General features: G+C 65.0%; 21 protein-coding genes. 9 read left to right on the top strand and 12 right to left on the bottom strand.

What is annotated here, in order from left to right:
- Nucleotides 1-16: 16 nt before the first annotated feature.
- Nucleotides 17-1,903, bottom strand: a complete 1,887-nt coding sequence (gene cysC / locus OHB26_RS38205; RefSeq protein WP_330182098.1) for an adenylyl-sulfate kinase — start codon at nt 1,901-1,903, stop codon at nt 17-19.
- Nucleotides 1,903-2,808, bottom strand: coding sequence for a sulfate adenylyltransferase subunit CysD (cysD, locus tag OHB26_RS38210; protein ID WP_330182099.1), 906 nt, complete (start codon nt 2,806-2,808; stop codon nt 1,903-1,905). The genes cysC and cysD overlap by 1 nt, the downstream gene beginning before the upstream one ends.
- Nucleotides 2,809-3,104: 296 nt before the next feature.
- On the opposite strand from cysD, the gene OHB26_RS38215 reads away from it, so the two are divergent.
- From OHB26_RS38215 to OHB26_RS38225, 3 genes are all read left to right on the top strand, one after another.
- Entirely contained in the window at nt 3,105-4,016 is a 912-nt protein-coding gene (locus OHB26_RS38215; RefSeq protein ID WP_330182100.1) for an IclR family transcriptional regulator, read from the top strand.
- Nucleotides 4,017-4,131: 115 nt separating this feature from the next.
- Complete coding sequence (locus tag OHB26_RS38220) at nt 4,132-4,665, top strand: NUDIX hydrolase (protein WP_330182101.1); 534 nt, start codon at nt 4,132-4,134, stop codon at nt 4,663-4,665.
- Between the two features lie 205 nt (nt 4,666-4,870).
- Nucleotides 4,871-5,392, top strand: a complete 522-nt coding sequence (locus tag OHB26_RS38225) for a L,D-transpeptidase (protein WP_330182102.1) — start codon at nt 4,871-4,873, stop codon at nt 5,390-5,392.
- A gap of 77 nt (nt 5,393-5,469) precedes the next feature.
- On the opposite strand, the gene OHB26_RS38230 is transcribed toward OHB26_RS38225, so the two are convergent.
- Nucleotides 5,470-6,216: an SDR family oxidoreductase gene (locus OHB26_RS38230; RefSeq protein ID WP_330182103.1), complete on the bottom strand. Its 747-nt coding sequence runs from the start codon at nt 6,214-6,216 to the stop codon at nt 5,470-5,472.
- A gap of 85 nt (nt 6,217-6,301) precedes the next feature.
- Between OHB26_RS38230 and OHB26_RS38235 the strand changes: the two genes are divergently transcribed.
- Entirely contained in the window at nt 6,302-6,472 is a 171-nt protein-coding gene (locus OHB26_RS38235) for a hypothetical protein (RefSeq protein ID WP_442942814.1), read from the top strand.
- Nucleotides 6,473-6,548: 76 nt separating this feature from the next.
- Here OHB26_RS38235 and OHB26_RS38240 read toward each other — a convergent pair whose 3' ends face one another.
- The 6 genes from OHB26_RS38240 to OHB26_RS38265 all read right to left on the bottom strand — a co-directional run bounded on the left by OHB26_RS38240 (nt 6,549) and on the right by OHB26_RS38265 (nt 12,432).
- Nucleotides 6,549-7,334, bottom strand: coding sequence for a hypothetical protein (locus OHB26_RS38240; RefSeq protein ID WP_330182104.1), 786 nt, complete (start codon nt 7,332-7,334; stop codon nt 6,549-6,551).
- Nucleotides 7,335-7,455: 121 nt separating this feature from the next.
- Nucleotides 7,456-9,402: a hypothetical protein gene (locus OHB26_RS38245; protein WP_330182105.1), complete on the bottom strand. Its 1,947-nt coding sequence runs from the start codon at nt 9,400-9,402 to the stop codon at nt 7,456-7,458.
- Nucleotides 9,399-9,695 carry a type VII secretion target gene (locus OHB26_RS38250; protein ID WP_330182106.1) on the bottom strand — a complete coding sequence of 99 codons (297 nt, stop codon included), beginning with the start codon at nt 9,693-9,695 and terminating at the stop codon, nt 9,399-9,401. The genes OHB26_RS38245 and OHB26_RS38250 overlap by 4 nt, the downstream gene beginning before the upstream one ends.
- A gap of 103 nt (nt 9,696-9,798) precedes the next feature.
- Nucleotides 9,799-10,314 (bottom strand): hypothetical protein, encoded by a 516-nt coding sequence (locus OHB26_RS38255; protein WP_330182107.1) that lies wholly within the window; start codon nt 10,312-10,314, stop codon nt 9,799-9,801.
- 202 nt (nt 10,315-10,516) lie between these two features.
- Nucleotides 10,517-11,098 (bottom strand): GNAT family N-acetyltransferase, encoded by a 582-nt coding sequence (locus tag OHB26_RS38260; RefSeq protein ID WP_330182108.1) that lies wholly within the window; start codon nt 11,096-11,098, stop codon nt 10,517-10,519.
- Nucleotides 11,095-12,432 carry a helix-turn-helix domain-containing protein gene (locus OHB26_RS38265; protein ID WP_330182109.1) on the bottom strand — a complete coding sequence of 446 codons (1,338 nt, stop codon included), beginning with the start codon at nt 12,430-12,432 and terminating at the stop codon, nt 11,095-11,097. The genes OHB26_RS38260 and OHB26_RS38265 overlap by 4 nt, the downstream gene beginning before the upstream one ends.
- A 426-nt stretch (nt 12,433-12,858) precedes the next feature.
- Here OHB26_RS38265 and OHB26_RS38270 point away from each other — a divergent pair, with 426 nt between their 5' ends.
- Complete coding sequence (locus OHB26_RS38270) at nt 12,859-13,170, top strand: hypothetical protein (protein WP_442942815.1); 312 nt, start codon at nt 12,859-12,861, stop codon at nt 13,168-13,170.
- A 290-nt stretch (nt 13,171-13,460) separates the two neighbouring features.
- Nucleotides 13,461-14,294 (top strand): helix-turn-helix transcriptional regulator, encoded by an 834-nt coding sequence (locus tag OHB26_RS38275; RefSeq protein WP_330182111.1) that lies wholly within the window; start codon nt 13,461-13,463, stop codon nt 14,292-14,294.
- Nucleotides 14,295-14,378: 84 nt separating this feature from the next.
- On the opposite strand, the gene OHB26_RS38280 is transcribed toward OHB26_RS38275, so the two are convergent.
- The gene (locus tag OHB26_RS38280) at nt 14,379-14,954 is read right to left on the bottom strand and encodes a TetR/AcrR family transcriptional regulator (RefSeq protein WP_330182112.1); all 576 of its coding nucleotides are present in this window, start codon (nt 14,952-14,954) and stop codon (nt 14,379-14,381) included.
- Nucleotides 14,955-15,059: 105 nt separating this feature from the next.
- On the opposite strand from OHB26_RS38280, the gene OHB26_RS38285 reads away from it, so the two are divergent.
- Nucleotides 15,060-16,226 carry an FAD-dependent monooxygenase gene (locus tag OHB26_RS38285; RefSeq protein WP_330182113.1) on the top strand — a complete coding sequence of 389 codons (1,167 nt, stop codon included), beginning with the start codon at nt 15,060-15,062 and terminating at the stop codon, nt 16,224-16,226.
- 4 nt (nt 16,227-16,230) lie between these two features.
- Here OHB26_RS38285 and OHB26_RS38290 read toward each other — a convergent pair whose 3' ends face one another.
- Both OHB26_RS38290 and OHB26_RS38295 read right to left on the bottom strand, forming a co-directional pair.
- On the bottom strand, nt 16,231-16,779 hold the full coding sequence (locus OHB26_RS38290; RefSeq protein ID WP_330182114.1) for an NADAR family protein: 549 nt from the start codon (nt 16,777-16,779) through the stop codon (nt 16,231-16,233).
- A gap of 151 nt (nt 16,780-16,930) precedes the next feature.
- Complete coding sequence (locus OHB26_RS38295) at nt 16,931-18,136, bottom strand: hypothetical protein (protein ID WP_330182115.1); 1,206 nt, start codon at nt 18,134-18,136, stop codon at nt 16,931-16,933.
- Nucleotides 18,137-18,279: 143 nt separating this feature from the next.
- Here OHB26_RS38295 and OHB26_RS38300 point away from each other — a divergent pair, with 143 nt between their 5' ends.
- Both OHB26_RS38300 and OHB26_RS38305 read left to right on the top strand, forming a co-directional pair.
- On the top strand, nt 18,280-19,824 hold the full coding sequence (locus tag OHB26_RS38300; RefSeq protein WP_330185914.1) for an alkaline phosphatase D family protein: 1,545 nt from the start codon (nt 18,280-18,282) through the stop codon (nt 19,822-19,824).
- A 54-nt stretch (nt 19,825-19,878) separates the two neighbouring features.
- Nucleotides 19,879-21,138 (top strand): FAD-binding oxidoreductase, encoded by a 1,260-nt coding sequence (locus OHB26_RS38305; RefSeq protein ID WP_330182116.1) that lies wholly within the window; start codon nt 19,879-19,881, stop codon nt 21,136-21,138.
- The last annotated feature ends 49 nt before the right edge of the window (nt 21,139-21,187 follow it).

Below are 21,187 nucleotides of genomic sequence, written 5' to 3' on the forward strand. Positions count from 1 at the left end.
AGGCGTCTGCCTTCTTTCAAGAGCTAATGCCTAGTTCTCGGCGGATGAGTTGGGCAATGTCGGTCGGGGTGCCCTGTTCGGGCGTGATGGTCAGCTCGGCGTACTCCGGGCGCTCGTAAGGCGATGAGATGCCGGTGAATTCGGGGAGTTCACCGGAGCGGGCGCGCTTGTACAGGCCCTTGGGATCGCGCAGTTCACACTCCTCCAGGGGTGTGTCCACGAAGACCTCGTGGAACTGCAATCGCTTGTCGTCGTGCAGCTTTCGTGCGTCTCGGCGCTGCTCGCGGAACGGGCTGATCAGCGAAACGATGGCAATGGTGCCCGCATCGGCGAAGAGCGAGGCGACTTCGGCTACGCGGCGGATGTTCTCGCGGCGGTCCTCATCGGTGAAGCCGAGATTGTTGTTCAATCCGTGCCGCAGGTTGTCGCCGTCGAGCAGATAGGCCGGACGCCCGGCCTCGATGAGCTGGCGTTCCAATTCCACTGCGATGGAGGACTTTCCGGAGCCGGACAGCCCGGTCAACCAGATGGTCATACCCTCACTCAGGCGCTGCGTGCGCTCGACGGCCGAGTTGTGCCACACCACATTCGCGCGTGGGCGGCGACCGGTGGCGCGGTGCCCACGATCGCTGGTCGCCTCGGCGATTCCGGGTGTGCGCGCGGTGATCATGCCCGCCGCGACGGTCTGATTCGTGGTGTCGTCCACCAGGATGAAGCTGCCGGTGGCGCGATTGTCCCGGTACGGGTCGAACATGATCGGCTGCCGGGTGTGCAGGGTGACGCGCCCGATGTCATTGAGCGCCAGCTGATCCGCCTCGGTCTGGCGGTGCAGGGTGTTCACATCGAGGCGATAGTCCAGCTCGGTGACCTTCACCTTGGAGTTCTGCGTGGCGGTGCGAATACTGTAGTCGTTCCCGGCGCGCAGCACGCTGGTATCGGAGAACCAGCAGATCATGGCGTCGAGATCGCGATCCTGATGCGGCTGATTACCGGGGCGGGCGAGCATATCCCCACGGCCGATATCGATTTCGTCATCGAGGGTGAGCGAGACCGCCATCCCCGCGAAGGCTTCCTCGATCTTGCTGCCGCCCGGACCCCAGATCTCCGTCACGTGACTGGTACGGCCCGAGGGCAGAGCGACCACCTCGTCACCGGGCTTGAAGATGCCGCCCGCGATGGTGCCCGCATAGCTGCGCTGATTCTCACCGTGCGGCCGAATCACGTACTGCACAGGCAATCTGGCGTCGATGAGATTGCGGTCGGAGGCGATATGCACCTCTTCGAGGTGACGCAGCAGCGGCGGCCCCGCGTACCACGGTGTGTGCGTGGACATTTCGACCACATTGTCACCGTGCAGCGCCGAGAGCGGCAGGAAACTCAGATCGCCGACATCGAGTTTGGTGGCGAAATCGGCGAACTCCTCGCGGATCTCCTCGAACCGCCGCTCGGACCAGTCGACCAGATCCATCTTGTTCACGCACAGCACCAGGTGGCCGACACCGAGCAGCGAGGACAGGAAGGCGTGGCGGCGGGTCTGCTCGGAGACGCCCTTGCGGGCATCGACCAGGATCAGCGCCAGGTCCGCAGTGGACGCGCCGGTCACCATATTGCGGGTGTACTGCACATGCCCCGGGGTGTCCGCGATGACGAATTTCCTTCGCGGCGTGGTGAAGTAGCGGTAGGCGACATCGATGGTGATGCCCTGTTCCCGCTCGGCGCGCAGACCGTCGGTGACCAGGGACAGGTCCGGTCCGCCATTGCCGCGGGCCAGGCTGGCGCGTTCGATGGCATCGAGTTGATCGCTGAACAGCGACTTGGAATCGAAGAGCAGGCGGCCGATGAGCGTCGATTTGCCGTCATCGACGCTGCCGGCGGTGGCGAGCCGTAAAAGGTTGCGGCGCATCAGAAGTAGCCCTCTCGCTTGCGATCTTCCATGCCGGATTCGGAGATGCGGTCGTCGGCGCGGGTGGCGCCGCGTTCGGTCAGGCGGGTGACGGCGGTTTCGGCGATCACCTCAGCCGGGGTGGCGGCGGTGGATTCCACGCAACCGGTGCAGTCGGCGTCACCGAGGGTGCGGAAGCGCACGGTCGCCTCGAAGAGCGGCTCCTCCGGCTTGCGGGGGACGAACTTATTGTCCGCCAACAGCATTCCGTCGCGTTCCAGTACCTGGCGACGGTGCGCGTAGTACAGCGGCGGCAGTGCCACCTCGGCGCGCTCGATGTACTCCCAGATATCGAGCTCGGTCCAGTTCGACAGCGGGAAGACGCGAATGTGCTCACCCTTGCTGTGCTGACCGTTGTAGAGGCTCCACACCTCGGGACGCTGCGCGCGGGGATCCCAGGCGCCGTACTCGTCGCGGAAGCTGAAGACGCGCTCCTTGGCGCGGGCCTTCTCCTCATCGCGACGGGCCCCGCCGAAGACCGCGTCGAAGCGGTTCTCCCGAATACTGCGCAGCAGGGTCGCGGTCTGCAACCGATTGCGGGACTCCCCCGCCTTCTCGGTGACGCGCCCGGCGTCGATATCGTCCTGCACCCGCCCGACCAGCAATTGAGCGTCGAGCCGTTCGACGGTCCGATCCCGGAAGTCGAGGACCTCGTCGAAGTTCCGGCCCGTATCGATGTGCAGCAGCGGAAAAGGCAGCGGTGCGGGCCAGAACGCCCGCCGCGCCAGCTCCAACATGACCGCCGAATCCTTACCACCGGAGAACAGCAGCACCGGTCGTTCGAAGGTGGCCGCCACCTCCCGAATGATGTGCACCGACTCCGCCTCCAAGGCGTCCAGGTGCGACAACTCGTATCCCGCGCGCATTCGTTTCTCACTCGCCGCGTCGATCATGTCCAACTTGCGTTGTCGAATATTCGACGCTATTGTTCGATTATGTGACACCGACGATAGGTCGCCCGACCAGTCGCGGTCAATACCCACGCCCAATTCGCCGCAACACCGTCATCCCGCCCGCCACTCCGACGCACCCGGCCCGCCGCCCACACCCGCCCCGCCCCACCCAGCCGCCCACGGCCGGCCCGTCATGCCCCGCCCGTCATGCCCCCGCCCGTCATCCCGGCGTGTTTTTGGCCGGGATCCACCCCGCACAGAGGACGGCCTTGGCTGAAATCGTCTCCCCCGCAGCCCTATCCGCCGCGGACACCCGCACCAGCGGTGAGCCGAGCGCCGCCTCTCCCCCGACGCGACGCGTGGTACAGACGATCGAATTGCTCTCCCGCCACCCCGCCGAACATCTGTCGCTCGCACAAATTGTGCGTGGCACGGGAATGTCCCGCGCCACGGCACACGCGGTACTGACCCAGCTCACCGCCGACGGCTGGACCATTCGCGATGGCGACGGCAATTACTGCCTGGGGCTGGGGTTGATGACGGTAGCGCGGCGCGCCGAGGCGGCGTTTCCGCTGCGCAGGCTGGCGGCGGAGGCCATCCAGCGACTGGCCGACGCGCACCGCATCCCCGCGTTTCTGGCTGAGCGCGAAGGCGATTCGATCGTCATCACCGAGGTGATCGGCACGCCGTCGGTGCCGTGGATGCGCGCCGGGCGGCATATCCCGTTCGTACCGCCGGTGTGTCGCGAATTCGTCGCCTGGGCTCCCGCGGCCACGCGCGAGCATTGGCTGGCGGCGGCCGAGCCGATCCACCGCCCCCGCCTGGAGCTGGTGCTCGATGCGATCCGCACCCGCGGCTATTCGGTCGAACGCCTCGCCGACGACTCCGCCCCCATGCTGGAAGCGCTTACCGCACTGCGCCATTCACCGGTGACCGATCCGCTGCGGCATCGGCTCAGCGCCATGATCACCGAGCTCATCACCATCGACTATCTCCCCGATGAACTGGGCGAGCACAATGCCGTGGTCTCGGTGGCCGCGCCCATCTTCGGCGCGGACGGCGAGGTGGTGGCCTCCATCGTGGCCTGCCCGGACACCCAGCTCCCGGCGGCGCGCCTGGTCGAATTGGCCGAGGCCACCGTCGCGGCGGCATCCGTCGTGGGCGCGGCAGTACATCGCTGATCGCGCCGCAGCGGGCCGGACCGCGCGGCCCACCACGCGCCGAAGTGCGCCGCCGCGCGAATGGATCTGCCGCGCAACACCGACGCATCAGCCCCGGATACGCCACGATCGGTGGATGGAGACGATCACATCCCGGGAGATCTACTCGAATCGCTGGATCACGCTCCGCGAGGACGTCATTCGCCATGACAACGGCGAGAGCGGCATCTACGCGCATATCGACAAGTCCGACTTCGCGATTATCGTGCCGTTCGACGGAGCGCGGTTCCATCTGGTGGAACAGTTCAGATACCCGCTGCGGCAACGCTGTTGGGAGTTCCCAGGCGGTTCGGTGCCGGGTGCGCGGGAGTTCGATCCCATCGAGGTGGCCCAGCAGGAGCTCCGGGAGGAGACCGGCCTGCGCGCCGCGGAGCTCACCTACCTCGGCAAGCTCGCGGCCGCCCCGGCGACGAGCAACCACTACGGCCACGTGGTGCTGGCCACCGACCTCACCGAGGGCGAGCCCGAACGCGAGTCGACCGAACAGGATATGCGCGCCGCCTGGTTCACCCGCGCCGAGCTGGAATCGATGATCGCCGACGGGGTGATCGTCGATTCGCACAGTGTCGCCGCCTATATGTTGCTGCTCCTGCACGAGCGCACAGACTGAGTCGGCCGTTCGGGGCGAGTTCGGCTTCGAGCGGGACAATGATCGCCGCACGCGATACACGCCGATTCTCCCGCGTGGCGATTCCGCACGAATCCTCGCTTTGCGCTTATAAGATGCACTGATAGTTCCCATGCATGACCACGAGGCGGTCACCAGAACCGCCGTCGCGCAACACTGCGCCCTGGATGAGCGAGGTTGGAACGTCATGAGCGGCAATCAATTCCGTAAGCGATCGGCCTGTACCGCGGTACTCACCGGTATGGCGTCGGCGGCCCTGGCCATGGCCGGTACCGCCCAGGCCGAACCGCTATGGCCCGGCGGCCCCGATGTCCCCGGCGTCCCGGCGATCATTCAGCCGCCGGCCCCCGCGCCGGTGGTAGCGCCCTGCGCCACCGAGGGTGCGCGGGTGTGTATGAGCCTGTCCGAGAACGAGGCCTGGCTCATGGAGAACGGCAAGGTCATCTACGGCCCCACCCCGATCTCGCACGGCCGCCCCGGTTTCGAGACACCCCCGGGGGTCTTCCACGTGGCCTCCAAGAAGGAGTACCACTGGTCGACCATGCATAACGCCGAGATGAAGTGGGCCGTGTTCTTCAACGGCGATATCGCCACCCATATCGGCCCGATCGAAGAGCAGTCGCACGGCTGTATCCGCATGACACCCGAAGGCGCGGAGACCCTCTACCGCTGGGTCTCCCCCGGCGACATCATCGAGGTAGTCCACTAATTCGCGACAGTGCGCTCATGGCGGCCACGTAAAACTCCCCGCCATGAGCGCCACGCGAAAGCCCCGGGAACCCGATCTCACCAGGGCAGTCGGCCGTAACCGCCCTGCTCATCCCATTCGAAACCCCAGAGTTGGCCCGACGGGCCGTCTTCCGGGAGGGTGGCCAGATAGACCGAGGGCTCGGCGCCCTGCGCCGGGGTGCGGAACCCGCTGTGGTGATTGAGATCGGTGGCGCAGTAGCCGGGGTTGGCGGCATTGACCTTGATCGGGGTGCCCCAGAGTTCCTTGGCGTACATGGCGGTCACCATGTTCAGGGCGGACTTCGAGGAGGGGTAGGAGATCGCGGCCAGCTGCCACATCGGACCCTCGGGATTCATCATCAGTTCCAGGGATCCGACTTCACTGGAGACATTCACAATGCGGGCGGCCGCGGCGCGGCGCAGCAGCGGGAGCAGCGCATTGGTGACCGCCACGACCCCGAAGACATTGGTCTCGTAGACCTGACGCAGGGTCGCCACCGTGGTGGAGGACGGTTTGCCGTCGAAATCCAGACCGCCGGTGATACCGGCATTGTTGATCAGAATGTCGAGACTGCCGAACTCGGAGTCGATCCATTCGGCGGCGCGGGCGATGGAGTCGGCGTCGGTGACATCGAGGTGGACGAAGTGCGCCTGTGCGCCTTCGGCTTTCACACTGTCGACGGCGGCCTGGCCGAGGTCCTTATCGCGGGCCGCCATCAGCACGGTGATGCCGCGAGCGGCGAGTTGGCGGGCGGTTTCGAATCCGATGCCCTTATTGGCTCCGGTAATGAGCGCTGTGGTCATGACAGCAGCATTGCGCCGCCGCGGTTGTGCAGGGAGGACCAAGTTGTACCACCCACGGCGCGCCCGCAGCACCGACACTGGAGGAATGGCGGATCGAAGCGCACTGGCCGAATTCCTGCGCACCCGGCGGAACCGATTGCGGCCCAGCGATGTCGGACTACCCGAGGGGAACAATCGGCGCGCCCCCGGACTGCGGCGACAGGAGGTCGCACAGTTGGCGGGGGGCCATGTTGGTCACGCACTCCCCGACTGCTGACCGGGAGGTGTGCGACCGCCCGCGGGTGTAGGCGCTCAGCTACTGTAACCAGTTCTCCATTTCGAATGTCGAACGGCTATTCAGGCAGGTCACCTCGATGTAAGCGGTCGAGCACAGATTCGGAAGCCAGCTCTCGGCGCGCCTCGGGGTGCTTCCAATAGAACCGGACGAGGTGGAATAGCAAAGCAGGATCTACCGAGAGAACGCCCGGGTGCAGGTCAAGACTCTGTTCATAGAAGCTGCGCTGCATACGGTCTAGCAAACTCCGCCCGATCTCAACGTGGACCCTCTCGCCAGGCACGGGAGCGACCCGTACTACGCGAGAATTATTGACGATGCATGGTCGAACATCTCCTATCTCATCCCAGCGAATCGACCGAGCGGAAGATCCTAGCGACAATTCAATCCCGTATTCGCTCAACAGAATCGAATCGTGTTCCCTTCGCCAGCTCATCAGATAGCGCGCCATGAAGATTGCCAACGCCAAGCCTGCGGCGGAAACGCCGAACCCGCCGATGATAAGAGCTGCGTGCATCGAATCGCTGGCTTCCGGAACTTCAGCCAGAAAGAGCACGCCTCTCGCAATCAAGAACACCGACGCGATAGCGAGCCAGGCTGTCAGCAGCATCTTCCATGCGGCAAGAAACGTGAGGCGCAGTCCGGCCCTGTCGGAGTCACTATGCGCCGGAAGCATACTGCGCGGCAGTAATCTTCGCCGTACTCGGACGTGCGGAGCAGCCAACCCGACGAACGTAATGAACAGCAGACATCCAATTAGACCGAATATCGCATGGACCGAATCGCCACGACCTGCAAAATCGTAGGCATAGTACGCTGCGATGATGATGCCGAGGACAAACACAGCGATGGACAGTAGTAGGCGCGCCGGGGGCCTCTCTGCACCCCATTCAGACGGCCACGACAGCAAATTTCCTTCAGCGTCAGCGCTTCCTGTCAACAATTTCTCCTCGCGACCTCAGATGTCAGTTGAATGGCTTCTCGGCGATGGTTCCTGCGTATGAACCCAGGGCGAGACCTCCGGCTGCCGCACCGACACCTGCGCAGAATGCTGCACCGATTGGTCCCAATGGCGCGCAGGCCAAGCCACCGACGTACGCGCCAGCTTCCGCGCCAGCCCAGCCGCCAATGGTAGCTCCCACGGTGTTTGCAATTGCAGCCTGACCAGACTTCGTATGATTTGCCCAGTCTTCGTAGTTCATATACGCGTTGGTTCCGATCAGGGCAGGCCAGCCCGCAAGCTTTGCGTCAGCTTTCAAGGTGTCGGCCAGAGCGAATCTAGCGCTGGCATCAGTAGCGGAGTCCATTGCGCCGACGAATGCCTTCCCTGCACCCGGAATTCCCGAGTCGAGCATACTCAACGCCCGAGTCTGAGCTGCCATAGAATTCTCCACCGACTTCGCTGCCTGCTCGGCCATGGATGAACCCGCGCTACTAGCCCACACGCTGGTCGCGGTCGCCGCAGTACCGATCTGATTTCCGACGGTATGCTGTTCGAGGCCACTTCGAGTCGAGTCAACCATGGTGTTCCACTGAGAGCCAGACCATGATTTGACCACATCCCAAGCGGATTCATGTGGCGCACCCGATTTCGCTTGGCTTGGATCATATTCGAGAATCGAACCGTCCTGGAATCGGGTCACGACACGTCCGTCGGCAAGTTGAGCCGTATGCGCGGTCTGACCGTCGGGGTAGGTAGTAGAAATTGAGCCGTCGGTGTTCAGGACTGATTGCATCCCAGCGGAATTCGACGTTCCAACCAATTGTGGTTGACCGTCGGCTCCCTGGACATATTGTTCAAACGCGCGAAACCCATCCGGTCGCTGCCACTGGCGGTCGATTACACCGTTCTCGCCGTACAGGTCGGTAACCACACCTCCGTTCTGGGGATAGGTCTCCGACACCACTCGCCCGAGTGAACCGTCCTCGTTGACCGCCTGCGTAATCGATCGACCCTCGCCAGTCGAAGTTGTTTGCAGCCGCTGCGTTTTGCCATCCGGCCCGGTCACCTTCACATCGGTAATCCCGGAGCCGTCGGTCCGGGGCGTGGACACAGTCGTCGTCGATGGGCCGCCGTTGGTGGTCGAGGTGGTGATGGTCGATCCATCGGGCTGTTTCGCCGTGGTGCTGACCGTGACCGTGCCGTCCGGATTGGGGGTGATCGTCTCAGTTGATCCGTCGGCCAACGTGGTCGTCACCGGAATGCCGTTCTGCAACGAGAACATGGCTCCGACCGGAGTGAAATCCGGTGGTAGTTCGGATGGTTGCGCGGTCTCGGGGTCTACCAGCCCGGGGAACAGCATTCGTATCGCTTTGCTGGATGCTTCGGTCAGCACAAGCCGCGTCAATTGGGACTTGGCCAGATCGAGCGCGGTCTTGGCGGCGACGGCGACGTTGTTGGCAGTCTGCAATGCGGCTTTCATGATCGGCCGCTGTTCTGCCGCCGCGTAATCCAATTGCAGGATGGCGGCGGCGACATACCCCGGGACGCCGTCGTTGTTTCCGTTTTTCTTGGCGGTCGAGATGAGCGAGTTCCGCATGGTCTCGGCGTTGACGTTGCCGTCGTCGTATACGTCGAACCCCATGTTCTTGATGTTCGTGCGGGTGTTGAGGACGTTGTCCTTGGCGTTGGACAGCTGGGGCTCGTACGTGGTGTAGAGCTGGTCGATGCTGTCGATCTTGTCGACGATGTGCGTACCGGCGGTGTTCTCCTTCGCCACTCGTGTGGCGGCGGAGCTGGCACCGGGGCCGTTCCACGATTCGGCCAGATCATCCTGTTCGGTGAGCATCGACTGCAACAACGACCGCCCCTCGGTCACGACCGTGGCCAGGTTGGTGGCGTCGGTGCCGAGTGCGCCGGGGTTCCACTTCTCGACTTGCGAGATCAGTAGAGCAGGCTGCTCACCGGTCACTGCAAGCCGCCCATCGCCCTGAATCCGGCGGCGAGGTCGTCGTCTGTGATCTCGTAGGTGCCGCCCGCGCCGCGAGCTATGTCGGCCATCTCATCCGGGCGGGACGCGAAACTTTTCAACGCCGACTGCACCCCATCTCGGATGCTGGTTACGCTGGCACCCAACTCGGTGCCGGGAAACGCCTCGCTGGCGTCGGCGGTCGCCTTGCCCGCGACCTCGCGGAGGTCGTCGGCCAACCCGTCCAGCCATTTCGCCCACGCTCGCAACGCATCCGGGTCGACTTTGAACGACACGATTCCCCCTTACACACAACAGATTTCGGGCCGACTATATCTGGTCACCGCGCCGTGTACCTCCCGTCGGGCTGCTCGTTCGGCAGGACGCGACCGTGTTCTATCAGTCGTCGGCGGCGACCCGCGACCTGCCGTGGATGTAGGCACTGTCGGGGTCGTACCCCATGTCGGTGGACGCGGCCGGTCCGGGTGAATCGAGGTCCGGGGCATCGTGAATCTGCTTGACCATGCGCGTCACTCGCGGATCCGCGGCGATTTCGCTCGCGACGTCACCCACCTGACTCTGCGCCTGGTCCCGGGCTCTGTTGATCATCTCGGCGAGCATCGCACCGAGGCGGTTGCCGCCTGGAAAGTACCGCTCGTCGAGTAGGACCGCGACGACATGGCCGTTGGCCTTCACGTCTACGGCGACGCCGTCTCCTCTGATAACGGCGTGGCTTTCGGCCACGGCTTTCGTCAACCGATCTACCCGCGCGACCAGCGACTCCGAGTGCTGTTGTGGAGAACTCGGCGGCTTCTGCCGCGCGGACGACCGGGCGGCAGGCGATGGCTGATCGTCCCAGTCGTCCTTGAAGTCTCCGAAGTGCGTGTGATTGATCACCATTGCCGTGGGTGGCACCCCCTCAACCAATTCGGGTCAGCGCGGACTTTATCAGCAACTGAACGGTTGGCCAATGATGAAGAAGCGCTAGCTATCTCAGCAGCGCCAACCCATGCGCACGTCGAAAACCCATGCGCACGTCGAAGTTGATCGGCCACCGTCTCGGCGGGGCTGGCACGCGCCGGTCACGCAAGGCGTGTTCAGAGGCCAGTGATTGTCTTCATCTGAGGTCGCGAATCAGGACGTCGAGGCGTGGGGCCTCAGGCCATCGCGGGCGCAGCGTGCCAACTCGACGCCAGCCCCATTTGAGGTATTTGGCGTAAGCGCGCGAGTTGTCCGGCTCGACAAGCAATGTCGCTCGTTCCTCGGGTCGGCGGTGGAGCAGGTCATCATGGAGGGCGCGCGCGATCCCGTGACCTTGATGCTCAGCGCACACCATAAGTTCGCTGAGTGCGAATGTGCGCCTACCGGTTTCGGCGATGAACTCGTCACGGTCGGCGTCTGGATCGTCGAGTTCGAGGTTGCCCCACCATGCGGCGTTGGGGCGAAGTGGCCAGCCCCAAGCCTGGCCGACTGGTTCGCCATCGATTCGCGCGATAACCAGCTCGAGCCGCGACATTTGGGCCGGGTTGGTGTACGCGTCGAACCGGGCCATGAATGCCTCGGGTTCGTCGAACGCGTCGCCGGATGCGATGGCCTCGACGTATGACCGCCGGTAGATGTCTTCGACGACGGCGCGCAACTCGCGCGCCTGGGCCTTGTCGTAGTGCTCGAATTCCAGGCCGACGGGCAGAGTAGTCATGCTGTCGTCGCTTTCGTCAGGAGGGCGTCGAACATTTCGGAAAACTCGCCGCCGACCGGGTTCTCATCGACGGACGCACGGATGGGCTCCAGGTTACGCAGCGTGCGAATTGACGTCAGACCGGTCAGCGTGTGGAGGACGGGCACGGCCTCGGCGACTGCCCCACGAAGATCGCCCGCGCGCGCCCGGATGACGGCTCGCCAGGCGGCGATGTTGTTCACGTTTCGCGGAAAGCGTTCGATGTCGGCAACCGAGTCGAACAGCGCTATCGCACGGTCGTACTCCTCGAATTCGGCACGGCCTCGCGCCTCGTGCGCGGCGATCTCGGCCGGGGTGACGGCCCACAGCCAGCGCGGACACTCGTCGAGCGGCTCGAGATTGGACGCCTGATCCATCTCTCTCCACGCGGTGGCAATGGCGCGCTCGAATGCCGAACGCTCGCACAGGAGTCCGTACGCCTGCGCCTCACGTACAGCGATGAGAGCGTGAATTCGACCCGGCGGCGTGCCCCGCATGAGGTCCCTAGCGCGGGTCGCAAGGTTCAGTGCGACCTGTGGGCGAGCTCTACCACGCCGCGCGAGCCCAAACAGTTGGCCGCCGCCGATCAGGCAGGTACGTGTGATGAGGGCGGGGTCGTTGGCCTCGCATCCGAGGGCCATGGCATCGGCGTAGCAGCGGCGCGCGAGCGCCTGACGGTCGGCGTCGTAGGCCAGCCATCCGGCCATGACCGCCAATTCCCCTGTCGCGATCGTGAACGCGTCACCAGCGGCGGTGTCGTAGGTGCCAACCTCGCGCCAGTGCTTGGCCTTGGCCAACTCCATAACCGCATAATCCACCAGCCGCCCACCACCAAGACGTTGGTCCTCCAATTCCAGGGCCGCGACTCCCTCACGCAACCGGGTCACATCGGACATGCCGATCTGACCGGGCTTCGCCCCTAACAGCACGATCGCCGAACTCGCTAGCGCTGCCTTGCCAAAATCTCGTCGCCTCACGTCGTCATCTCCGACTTCCCAGGAATACAGCCCGAATTGGGTACCGTCGGAATGTCCTTTGCTGGCAACACCTTCCGTGGTTTGCTCATCGGCGCCCGGGGCGGTCGTCCCCTTGCGAACCAGCTCCCAGAACCGAGCTCGTTGCTCGGGCTCGGCATCTGCGAGAACCTCGAACAACTGCCGCCGGTTAGCCTCACGCATGTTCTGGGTCTGTCCAGTCAGCCAGTCGCGATGTGCGCGCGCCGTAACCCCGATTCGCTTGCAGAACTCGACTTTGTTCATCCGCAGCGCCGCGCGAAGGGCTTCGAGTTCATCTGGTGTCCAGTCGATATCGACCATGGGCTCTCCGGGTCGGTGCGGACGGTACTGGCGCGAAACTACCCTCATTCTTCCGCGTTCTTCTCTGGAAGTTCCCCGATCGTTGCGCGCAAGCTTAGATCAACCCCCGGTCCGAGGCGGACCTCCCGATTGCGGGGTTGAAATTTCGGACATACCGCAAACCTGAGACTGTTCAGTCTCTATTGCTGCTTGGCCCGGGCTGCTGCACCAACGAAGGACAGGGGCGATATGAACCGGCGCACACGGCTCTACGAATTCCCCGGGGGCGTGTTCGAACTCCAGGCAAATGGAGACGATTCCGAGGATTACGACGGGTTCTATCTCCAATTCAAAGACTCTTACGTACTCGACGGACATGAGGAGAGAGGGGCTGTAATGCGTTACAAGCCAACGTGTTTGGGCTACCTTCGGACTGATGTGTCCGGGTTGGCGCAACTGTGGGACCAGAGCCAGATCCGCAAGCTTGCAACGCGTTTGGGCTATGACTTCGCCGACATGGTGATCTATGACCCCCGCTTCGGGCGGCCACCGCTGGCGCGGCTGAAAGCGCAAGCGAGCCGGTTGGACGCCGAAGCGGTCATAGTCCCGAGCCTCGAACATTTCGAGGGCGCGGAGGTCCCGGGGACGCTGGTGGTCCAACTCGACGTGATCACCGTGACCCCGGAGGAGACCTACGCCCGGCGAATGATGCCACCGGTCCGAGACCTCCCGCCGGTTCGCCGTGCCGATGGCGCGTAACAGGTCGGGCGGGCCAATGCGCCGGGTCGAGTTGCTGGCGGCGGTGGTAGCTGCGGCGGGGACCTCTGTTGTGGTGCTCGCGGGATCGGTGCTGGTGGCCGCTCGGTTCGTCTTCAACCTCGCACCCGCCGAACTCGTCGCCGAACTGCGCGGATACCTGCGCGGCGACGCCCTTATTGGCTCCGGTAATGAGCGCTGTGGTCATGACAGCAGCATTGCGCTGCCGCGGTTGTGCAGGGAGGACCAAGTTGTACCACCCACGGCGCGCCCGCAGCACCGACACTGGAGGAATGGCGGATCGAAGCGCACTGGCCGAATTCCTGCGCACCCGGCGGAACCGATTGCGGCCCAGCGATGTCGGACTACCCGAGGGGAACAATCGGCGCGCCCCCGGACTGCGGCGACAGGAGGTCGCACAGTTGGCGGGCATCTCGGTCGACTACTACATCCGAATAGAGCAGGCGCGCGGTGCGAAACCGTCACGGCAGGTGCTGGCGGCGCTGGCGCGGGCGATGATGATGACCGCGGATGAGCGCGACTACCTGTTCCGCATGGGCGGGGAGCATCCGCCCACCGTGGCCGGACCCGATCGCACGGTGCCCCGATCGGTGCGCATCATGCTCGATACGCTCGGCTCGCCCGCCTACGTCGTGGACGCCAGCTATGAGATCCTCGCCTGGAATCGCAGCGCCATCTCCTTCATCGGCGATCTGGATGCCCAACCGCACCATGAGCGCAATATGGTCCGCTGGATGTTCCGGCAGCCGACCGACCACCCGCGCCTGTCACAGCAGGACACGCTGCACTTCCTCCGCTCCACCGTCGCCGACCTGCGCGTCGCCTACGCCCGCTATCCCGGCAATCCGGAGCTGGCCCGGCTGATCACCGAATTGCTCGGCACCGCACCGCGTTTCGCCGAGATGTGGAACTCACACGATGTCGAGGCCCGGCGGGCGCATCACAAGCGCATCGACCACCCCGATCTCGGCCCGCTCGAATTCGAATGCCAGGTGCTGCATGTCGCCGATACCGATCAGCGGATGATCGTCTACTGCGCGACCCCGGGCACCCGGACCGCCGAGGTATTCCACACCCTCACAACAGAATCCGCCCGGGCGCGCTGACCCGCCCCGCCATCCGGGCAACTCCCCCGTCATCCCGGCAGCTCCCGCCCCGTCATCCCGGCATGCTTTTGGCCGGGATCCACCTCAGGCCGGGACAGCGGTGAGATAGCGCTGAATCGTGGGGCCGACCTCCGCGACCAGTTCATCCGGGGTGAGAGCCAGCACCGGCGGAATACGCAGCACATAGCGGCACAGGGCGATACCGAGCATCTGGGTGACTATGAGGGCGGCGCGGCGGGGGGCGTCGGCGGGTTCGCCGAAGCGCAGCACGGTGGGCATGACCTGTTCGGCGAAGATCTGGCGAACGCGATCCGTGACGGTGTCATCGGTGACCGCCGAGCGCAGCAGGGTGAGCAGGACCTCGTTGCCGGGTTGGTTCTCCCACAGTTCCAGGAAGCGGCGGACGAGTAGTTCACCGAGGGAATCCGGCTGCGCCACAGAGAGATCCGGTAGTTCGAGCTGAATGTCCACGGCCGCGGCGAAGAGACCCTCCTTACTGCCGTAGTAGCGCATGACCATGGACGGGTCGATACCCGCGTCGGCGGCGATGGCGCGAATGGTGGCCTTGCGGACGCCGTCCTCGGCGAATCTGCGGCGCGCGGCCTCCAGAATGGCCGCGCGGGTAGCGTCGGAGCGGCGCGGGGCGGGTTCGGCTGTCATGCCAACAACTGTAGGCCAACAAGTGTTGACACCCAAGCATCGGGGGTTTACCGTTCTAGTCAACAGATGTTGGCCAACACATGTTGGCAAAGTCGAGGAGTCGATATGAACACCATCCCCGCCACCACCACGGTCGCCATCGTCGGCGCGGGCCCGGCCGGTCTCACCACCGGAATCGCCCTGGCCGACGCGGGTGTGGATGTGCTGCTGCTGGATCGACTCGCCGAGGGGGCCAATACTTCTCGCGCCGCCGTGGTGCATGCCCGCACCCTGGAGGTGCTCGAGCAGTTCGGCATCACCGAGGAGATGCATGAGCGCGGAATCGTGGTGCCGAACTTCGTCATGCGCGACGGTGAGCGCGCGATCGCTCGAATCTCGTTCGCGGACTTGCCGACTCGCTACCCGTACACCCTGATGATCGGGCAGGAGACCACCGAGGCAATCCTGTTGGCGCGGTTGGAGAAGGCGGGCGGGCAGGTGCATCGGCCGTACGAGGTGACCGGGCTCAGCCAGGACGCGGACGGGGTCACCCTCGACTACACCGGTCCGGACGGTGCGGGTTCGGTGCGCGCGGATTACGTGATCGGTGCGGACGGGATGCACAGCAAAGTGCGTGCGGCCGCCGGGATCGGCTTCACCGGCGCGAGCTACCCGGAGTCGTTCGTCCTGGCCGATGTGCGCATGACCTGGCCGGACCCGCGCGATCAGGTGGCGCTGCACCTGTCCCCCGAGGGCGTCACCGTCATCGCGCCCCTGCCCGATGAGCAGGGTGATCGCTACCGCGTCGTCGCGACCATCGCCGAGGCTCCCGAGAAGCCGAATCTCGCTGACATCCAAGCGATCCTGGACGCTCGCCGCCCGGCCTCGCAGGTCCAGGTGCACGAGGTGCTGTGGAGCTCACGCTTCCGCGTGCACCACCGCTTGGCCGACCACTACCGTGCGGGTCGGATCTTCCTGGCGGGCGATGCGGCGCATGTGCACAGCCCGGCGGGCGGTCAGGGCATGAACACCGGTATCCAGGACGCCGCCTTGCTCGGCACCCTGCTGGCCCGCACCACCCGGGGCGAACCCGATCTCCTGGACACCTACGAGACCACCCGCCGCCCGGTGGCGCTCGGCGTGGTCACCTTCACCGACCGCGTAACCCGCATGGCCACCCTCCGGCCCGCGCCCGCCCGCCTCATGCGAAACCTGCTGATCAGCACCGCAACCCGCATCCCGGCAGTTCGCCGCACCCTCGCCTACCGCATCGCCGAACTCGACAACCGCTGATCGGTCAGGCCACCGAGACGAGAGCCTCCCGGGCGTCCATCAGGGCGAAGCCGAGGAGGTTTTCGCCGCGCCAGGTGGAGGGATGTGCGGCGGCGGGGTTTTCGGCACCGAGGCCGATGCCCCAGATAGCGTCGCGCGGGGCCGCCTCGACCAGGACCTTGTCGCCGGTGGCGATGAGGAAGTCGCGAAGTGCCTCGTGCTGGCCGAATTTGGCGATGCTGGCGCGGGTGACGATGTCGAAGCGGTGCGCTACCCAGGCGTCCGGATCGAAGCCGCGCACCTCGCGGCCGAGGCGCTTGGCATCGGCGGGAGTGGCGCTGGCGAGCACCTTGGCGCGAATCTCCTCGTCACCGAAGAGCCGGGCCTTCTCCCCCATCATGAAATGCTCCGCACTGCGGTAGGTCTGGCCGTCGACGGTGAATTCCACCGGCCACCACTGGCTCAGCACCCATTTACCGATCTCGTGCCCCGGGGTGCGGGTATGCCCCCAGAAGAACAGAAACTCCGGTTCGGCCCCATCGGCCATCTCAGCCGTCAGCTGCGCCCTATCCACGAGCCCGACCCTAGTCGACCACCCCGACACCCCCGCCCCGATATTCGCCACCCCACCCCCGCCACCCCGGCGACCATCACTCGGCATGTCGGCGACTACCCCTCCGTCATCCCGGCATGTTTTTGCCCGGGATCCACACTCGCGAAGGATTTCAGCGCGCCAGCGCGCGGAGCCGATTCATCACCTCGGCCGAGGGATGGTCCTCGACCCGATAGCGCGGCGGGTCGAAACCCGGTGCGGGCGTGAGCCGCACATGCGCGGCCACATCCTCCCAGGCGACGCGGAAGACCTCCCCGTTCACCGTGACCAGGCAGATGAAGTGCGCCCGCGGCAGCAGCGTGGGCACGCCGTCGGTCCAGGGCGTCATGGTGTGTTCGGTGCCATCGGGGGCCCGGACATGCATGAGTTCGCTGACCGCCTCCTCCCGATAGCGTTCGGCGCGTAGGTGTTCGGTCTGTACGCGATAGGTGTGCGCGGCCAGTTTGGCCTCGGCACTGCGAATCTCATGCCAGCCGGGATGGCCCTCGGGCACCTGGAACGGCACCACCTCCCCCTCGGCATCCACCGTGTACGGCAGTGGCGAGAGCGGGCGCAGCGCCTCGTCGTACTTCTCCCGCACCATCTCCAGGAATACCGGTAGCTGCTCCTCGGTGGCCCCGAGCACCACGAACATGCCGAGATGTCCGGGCATGAGCACGATCGGCGAGGTCCCGGTGCGGGTCCGCACACCCGCCAGCCAGCCCGCGATCAGCGGTAGCGAACCGACATAGCTCTCACCGTCGTCATCGGCGAATTCGAGTACCTTTGTGCCGCTGGGCGGTTCGAATGCCGCCAGGGTATTCATGGCCAGCCCGGCCATATTCACATGTGCGGCGCGAAACACCTGATCGGCGTCCACTCCCCAGCGCTCCAGGTCGAGGGTATTCACGAATTGAATGGTGGCGGGCATATCCACCACGACCATTTCGATCAGATACGGCAGCGCGGGCCGCCACACCATCACATCCCGGCCCTCGAAACCCGTCAACTCGACATGCATGCGCTCGGAGCCGCGCAGCACCGGGCGTAGTCGCCCCACCACCGAATCCCAGGTGTCCGGCTCGTTCTCGGTGAGAAAATCCCGCAGCAGCTCGCCGACGCGGCGTTCCCGCTCGGCGTCGGGCTGCCCCTCGCAGCGTTTGAACAGCGTATCCAGCACCAGCTTCCCGTAGCCCGCGTCGCGGAAGCGAAACCGCACCTCGAACGCGTCGGCGTCGAATTCGGCGGATTCGATACCGTCGTAGCCCAGGACTTGCGCAAGCACCTTCTCGCCGAACCTCTTTCGTGCCGAACCGAACACCCCGCCCAGAAAACTCATGGTCCGGACTATACGGAGCGGCACCGACAATTCCCCAGGGTTAGCGATACCCCGACACGCCGCACCGTAGCCGATCATTCGCGGAGCTGTGCGGCACAGTTCAGCTGATGTTGGGCTCGCTGCTGAAGGGTCGGCACATGGCTATGCATCTCTCGCGGCGCACCCTGCTGCGCACCTCCGCCGCCGGGTTGATCGTCGCTCCGGCGCTCGCGGCGTGCTCGTCGAATGACGGTCCCGCGCTGGTCAAACAGCGCCCGAAACTGACGCACGGCGTGGCGGTGGGTGATCCGCGCAGTGACGGCGCACTCATCTGGGCGCGCTCGGATCAGCCCGCGAAATTGATCGTCGAGACCGCGGCCACCGAATCCTTCAAGGACGCAAAGCGTTTCGAGGGGCCCCTACTGACCCCCGATACCGACGGCACCGGCCGGGTGCGGGTGAACGGCCTGCCCGCCGGAGCGCAGGTGCACTATCGAGTCACCCTCGAAGGCGATGCCACCTCCGAACCGATCACCGGCGTCTTCCGGACGGTGCCCACCGGGGCCTCGGATATCAAACTGCTGTGGTCCGGCGATGTGGTCGGCCAGGGTTACGGCATCAATCCCGACCTCGGCGGGATGAAGATCTTCTCCGCCATGGCCGCGCGCGATCCGCATTTCTTCATCCACTCCGGTGACTCCATCTACGCCGATGGGCCGCTGAAGGATTCGGTGACGCTGCCGGACGGCCGGATCTGGCGCAATACCGTCTCCGAGGCCAAAAGCGCTGTGGCACAGACTCTGGACCAGTTCCGCGGCAATTTCGCCTACAACCTGACCGACGAGAATTACCGGCGCTTCAACTCCTCGGTGGCGCAGATCGTGCAGTGGGACGACCACGAGACCGTCAACAACTGGTATCCGGGCGGAATGGTCGGACCGACCAAGGGCTATACCGAACGCAGTATGGACACCCTCGCCACCCGGTCCTGGCAGGCATTTCACGAGTGGATGCCGGTGGAGCCCGAGGAGGCCGTCGACGGTCGCCTGTACCGCAAGATCTCGTACGGTCCGCTGCTGGACGTCTTCGTACTGGATATGCGCACGTACAAGGACGCCAATGACGAGAACCGCTCCCCCGCGGGCAAGATATTCGGCCCGGCCCAAACCCAATGGCTCATCGGCGCTTTGCGCGATTCCAAGGCGACCTGGAAGATCGTCGCCAATGATCTGCCGCTCGGATTGGTCGTGAAGGATGGTGAACAGCCTGATCGCACCGCGTTCGAGGGCCCCGCGAACAATGATCCGGGCGCACCGTCCGGGCGTGAGACCGAGATCGCCCAGGTGCTCTCGTCCATCAAGGCCAATAGGGTTTCCGGTGTCGTCTGGCTCACCGCGGATGTGCATTACACGGCCGCGCACCACTATTCGCCCGAGCGCGCCGCATTCGGAGATTTCGACGAATTCTGGGAATTCGTCTCCGGTCCGCTGAACGCCGGAGCGTTCGGCCCGAATCCCCTGGACGGAACCTTCGGGCCCGAAGCGGTTTTCGTGCACGCACCGCCCGTACAGAATGCCTCTCCGCTCGATGGCGCGTTCCAGCATTTCGGCGAGGTCAGCATTGACGGCCGGTCCCGCGAACTCACAGTGAACCTGTGTGACGCAACCGGAAACGTGCTGTTCACACAGCGTCTCACCCCCGCACACTGAGACGCCGGTCCAAGTCCGAGCAGGACGGGCGTGACTATGGTTAGCTGTAGCGCCATGAGCACGTCCGTCTCCACCCTCCCGTCCGAGTTCCTCCCCCGCGATACCGCGGATGTGGTTCGTACCGTTCGGGATTCGCGCAAATCGACGAAACCGCTGATCATCCGCGGTGGGGAGCGGCCGGACGAGGAGCTCGCCCCGCCCGAACAGGGCGCGGTGCTGTCACTGCGCAAAATGAATCGGGTGCAGGTGGTGGACGCCGATGCCCGCACCGTGCGGGTGCAGGCGGGCGCGCGACTCTCCGATATCGACCGCACCCTCGGCGCGCACGGGCTCGGATTGCCGATCGTCGGCGACCACCGGGATATCACCGCGGGCGGATTCGCGGCGGTCGGCGGGCTCTCCGCGGCCTCGCACCGCTTCGGCATGTTCAGCGACAATGTGGTCGAGGTCGAATACGTCGATCAGGACGGGCGTTTCGGCACCTGCGGGCGCAACCATCACACCGAGCGGTTCCGGCGGATTCTGGGCGGCGGTGGGCGCACCGGAATCATCACCGCACTCACCCTCGAGGTGACCGATGTGGACAAGGACCGCACCTGGCTCACCACCGACGCGCACCGCTTCCTGGACTTCGACACCTTCGTAGAGCAGGCGTACAAGGAGATTCAGTCACCCGGCGAGGCCATGCTGCAGGTCGGGCGCTGGGTGGACACCGCACCGCTGAAGGTGGCGCGACCGGTCGGCACGGGCACCGTGCAACTCGGCACCGTGCGCTTCGGGCAATGGTCCAGCCTGCACCCCACCGCACCGAATCTGTCGCTGCGCGCGCGGCGTGAGGTCGGTTCGCGGGCGCGAAAGTCGCTGGGAGCCATTGCCGCATCGGCGGGCGGGCGCGCGGGTATGCCGGTGCGTAATGCTGCGGCGGGTGCGCTCATGTTCGCCCCGAAGGTGCTGACGTTGCGCGATGCGGAGTATCTGGCCGATACCGTCATCAGCTCCTCGGAGCGTGGTGCGGCGTACCGGATCTCGGTCTTCGCACCCATGTCGACATATCCGCGGGTGTTCCACCGGCTGCACGATCTCTTCTCCGGGCATCGTGAGCAAACCGGTTGCTTCACCGTCATTTCCGCGCTCACCTACGGTGTGCGCTCGAACTACCTGCGCGAACTCGACCATGAAGATCATGGCTTCATCACCTTCACCTGCCGGCTGCGGCCGGCCGCGCTGCCCTCGGAACTGTTGCGGGACATCGTCTCCTCGATCGATGAAATCTGCGTGGCCGAACGCGCCCGGCGTTATGACCCGACCGATTAGAATGTGTTCCGCCGCACCGCCAGCAATCGGCTAGCAGCCGGGGTGGTGC

The organism is Nocardia sp. NBC_01503 (assembly GCF_036327755.1).
GTDB lineage: Bacteria > Actinomycetota > Actinomycetes > Mycobacteriales > Mycobacteriaceae > Nocardia.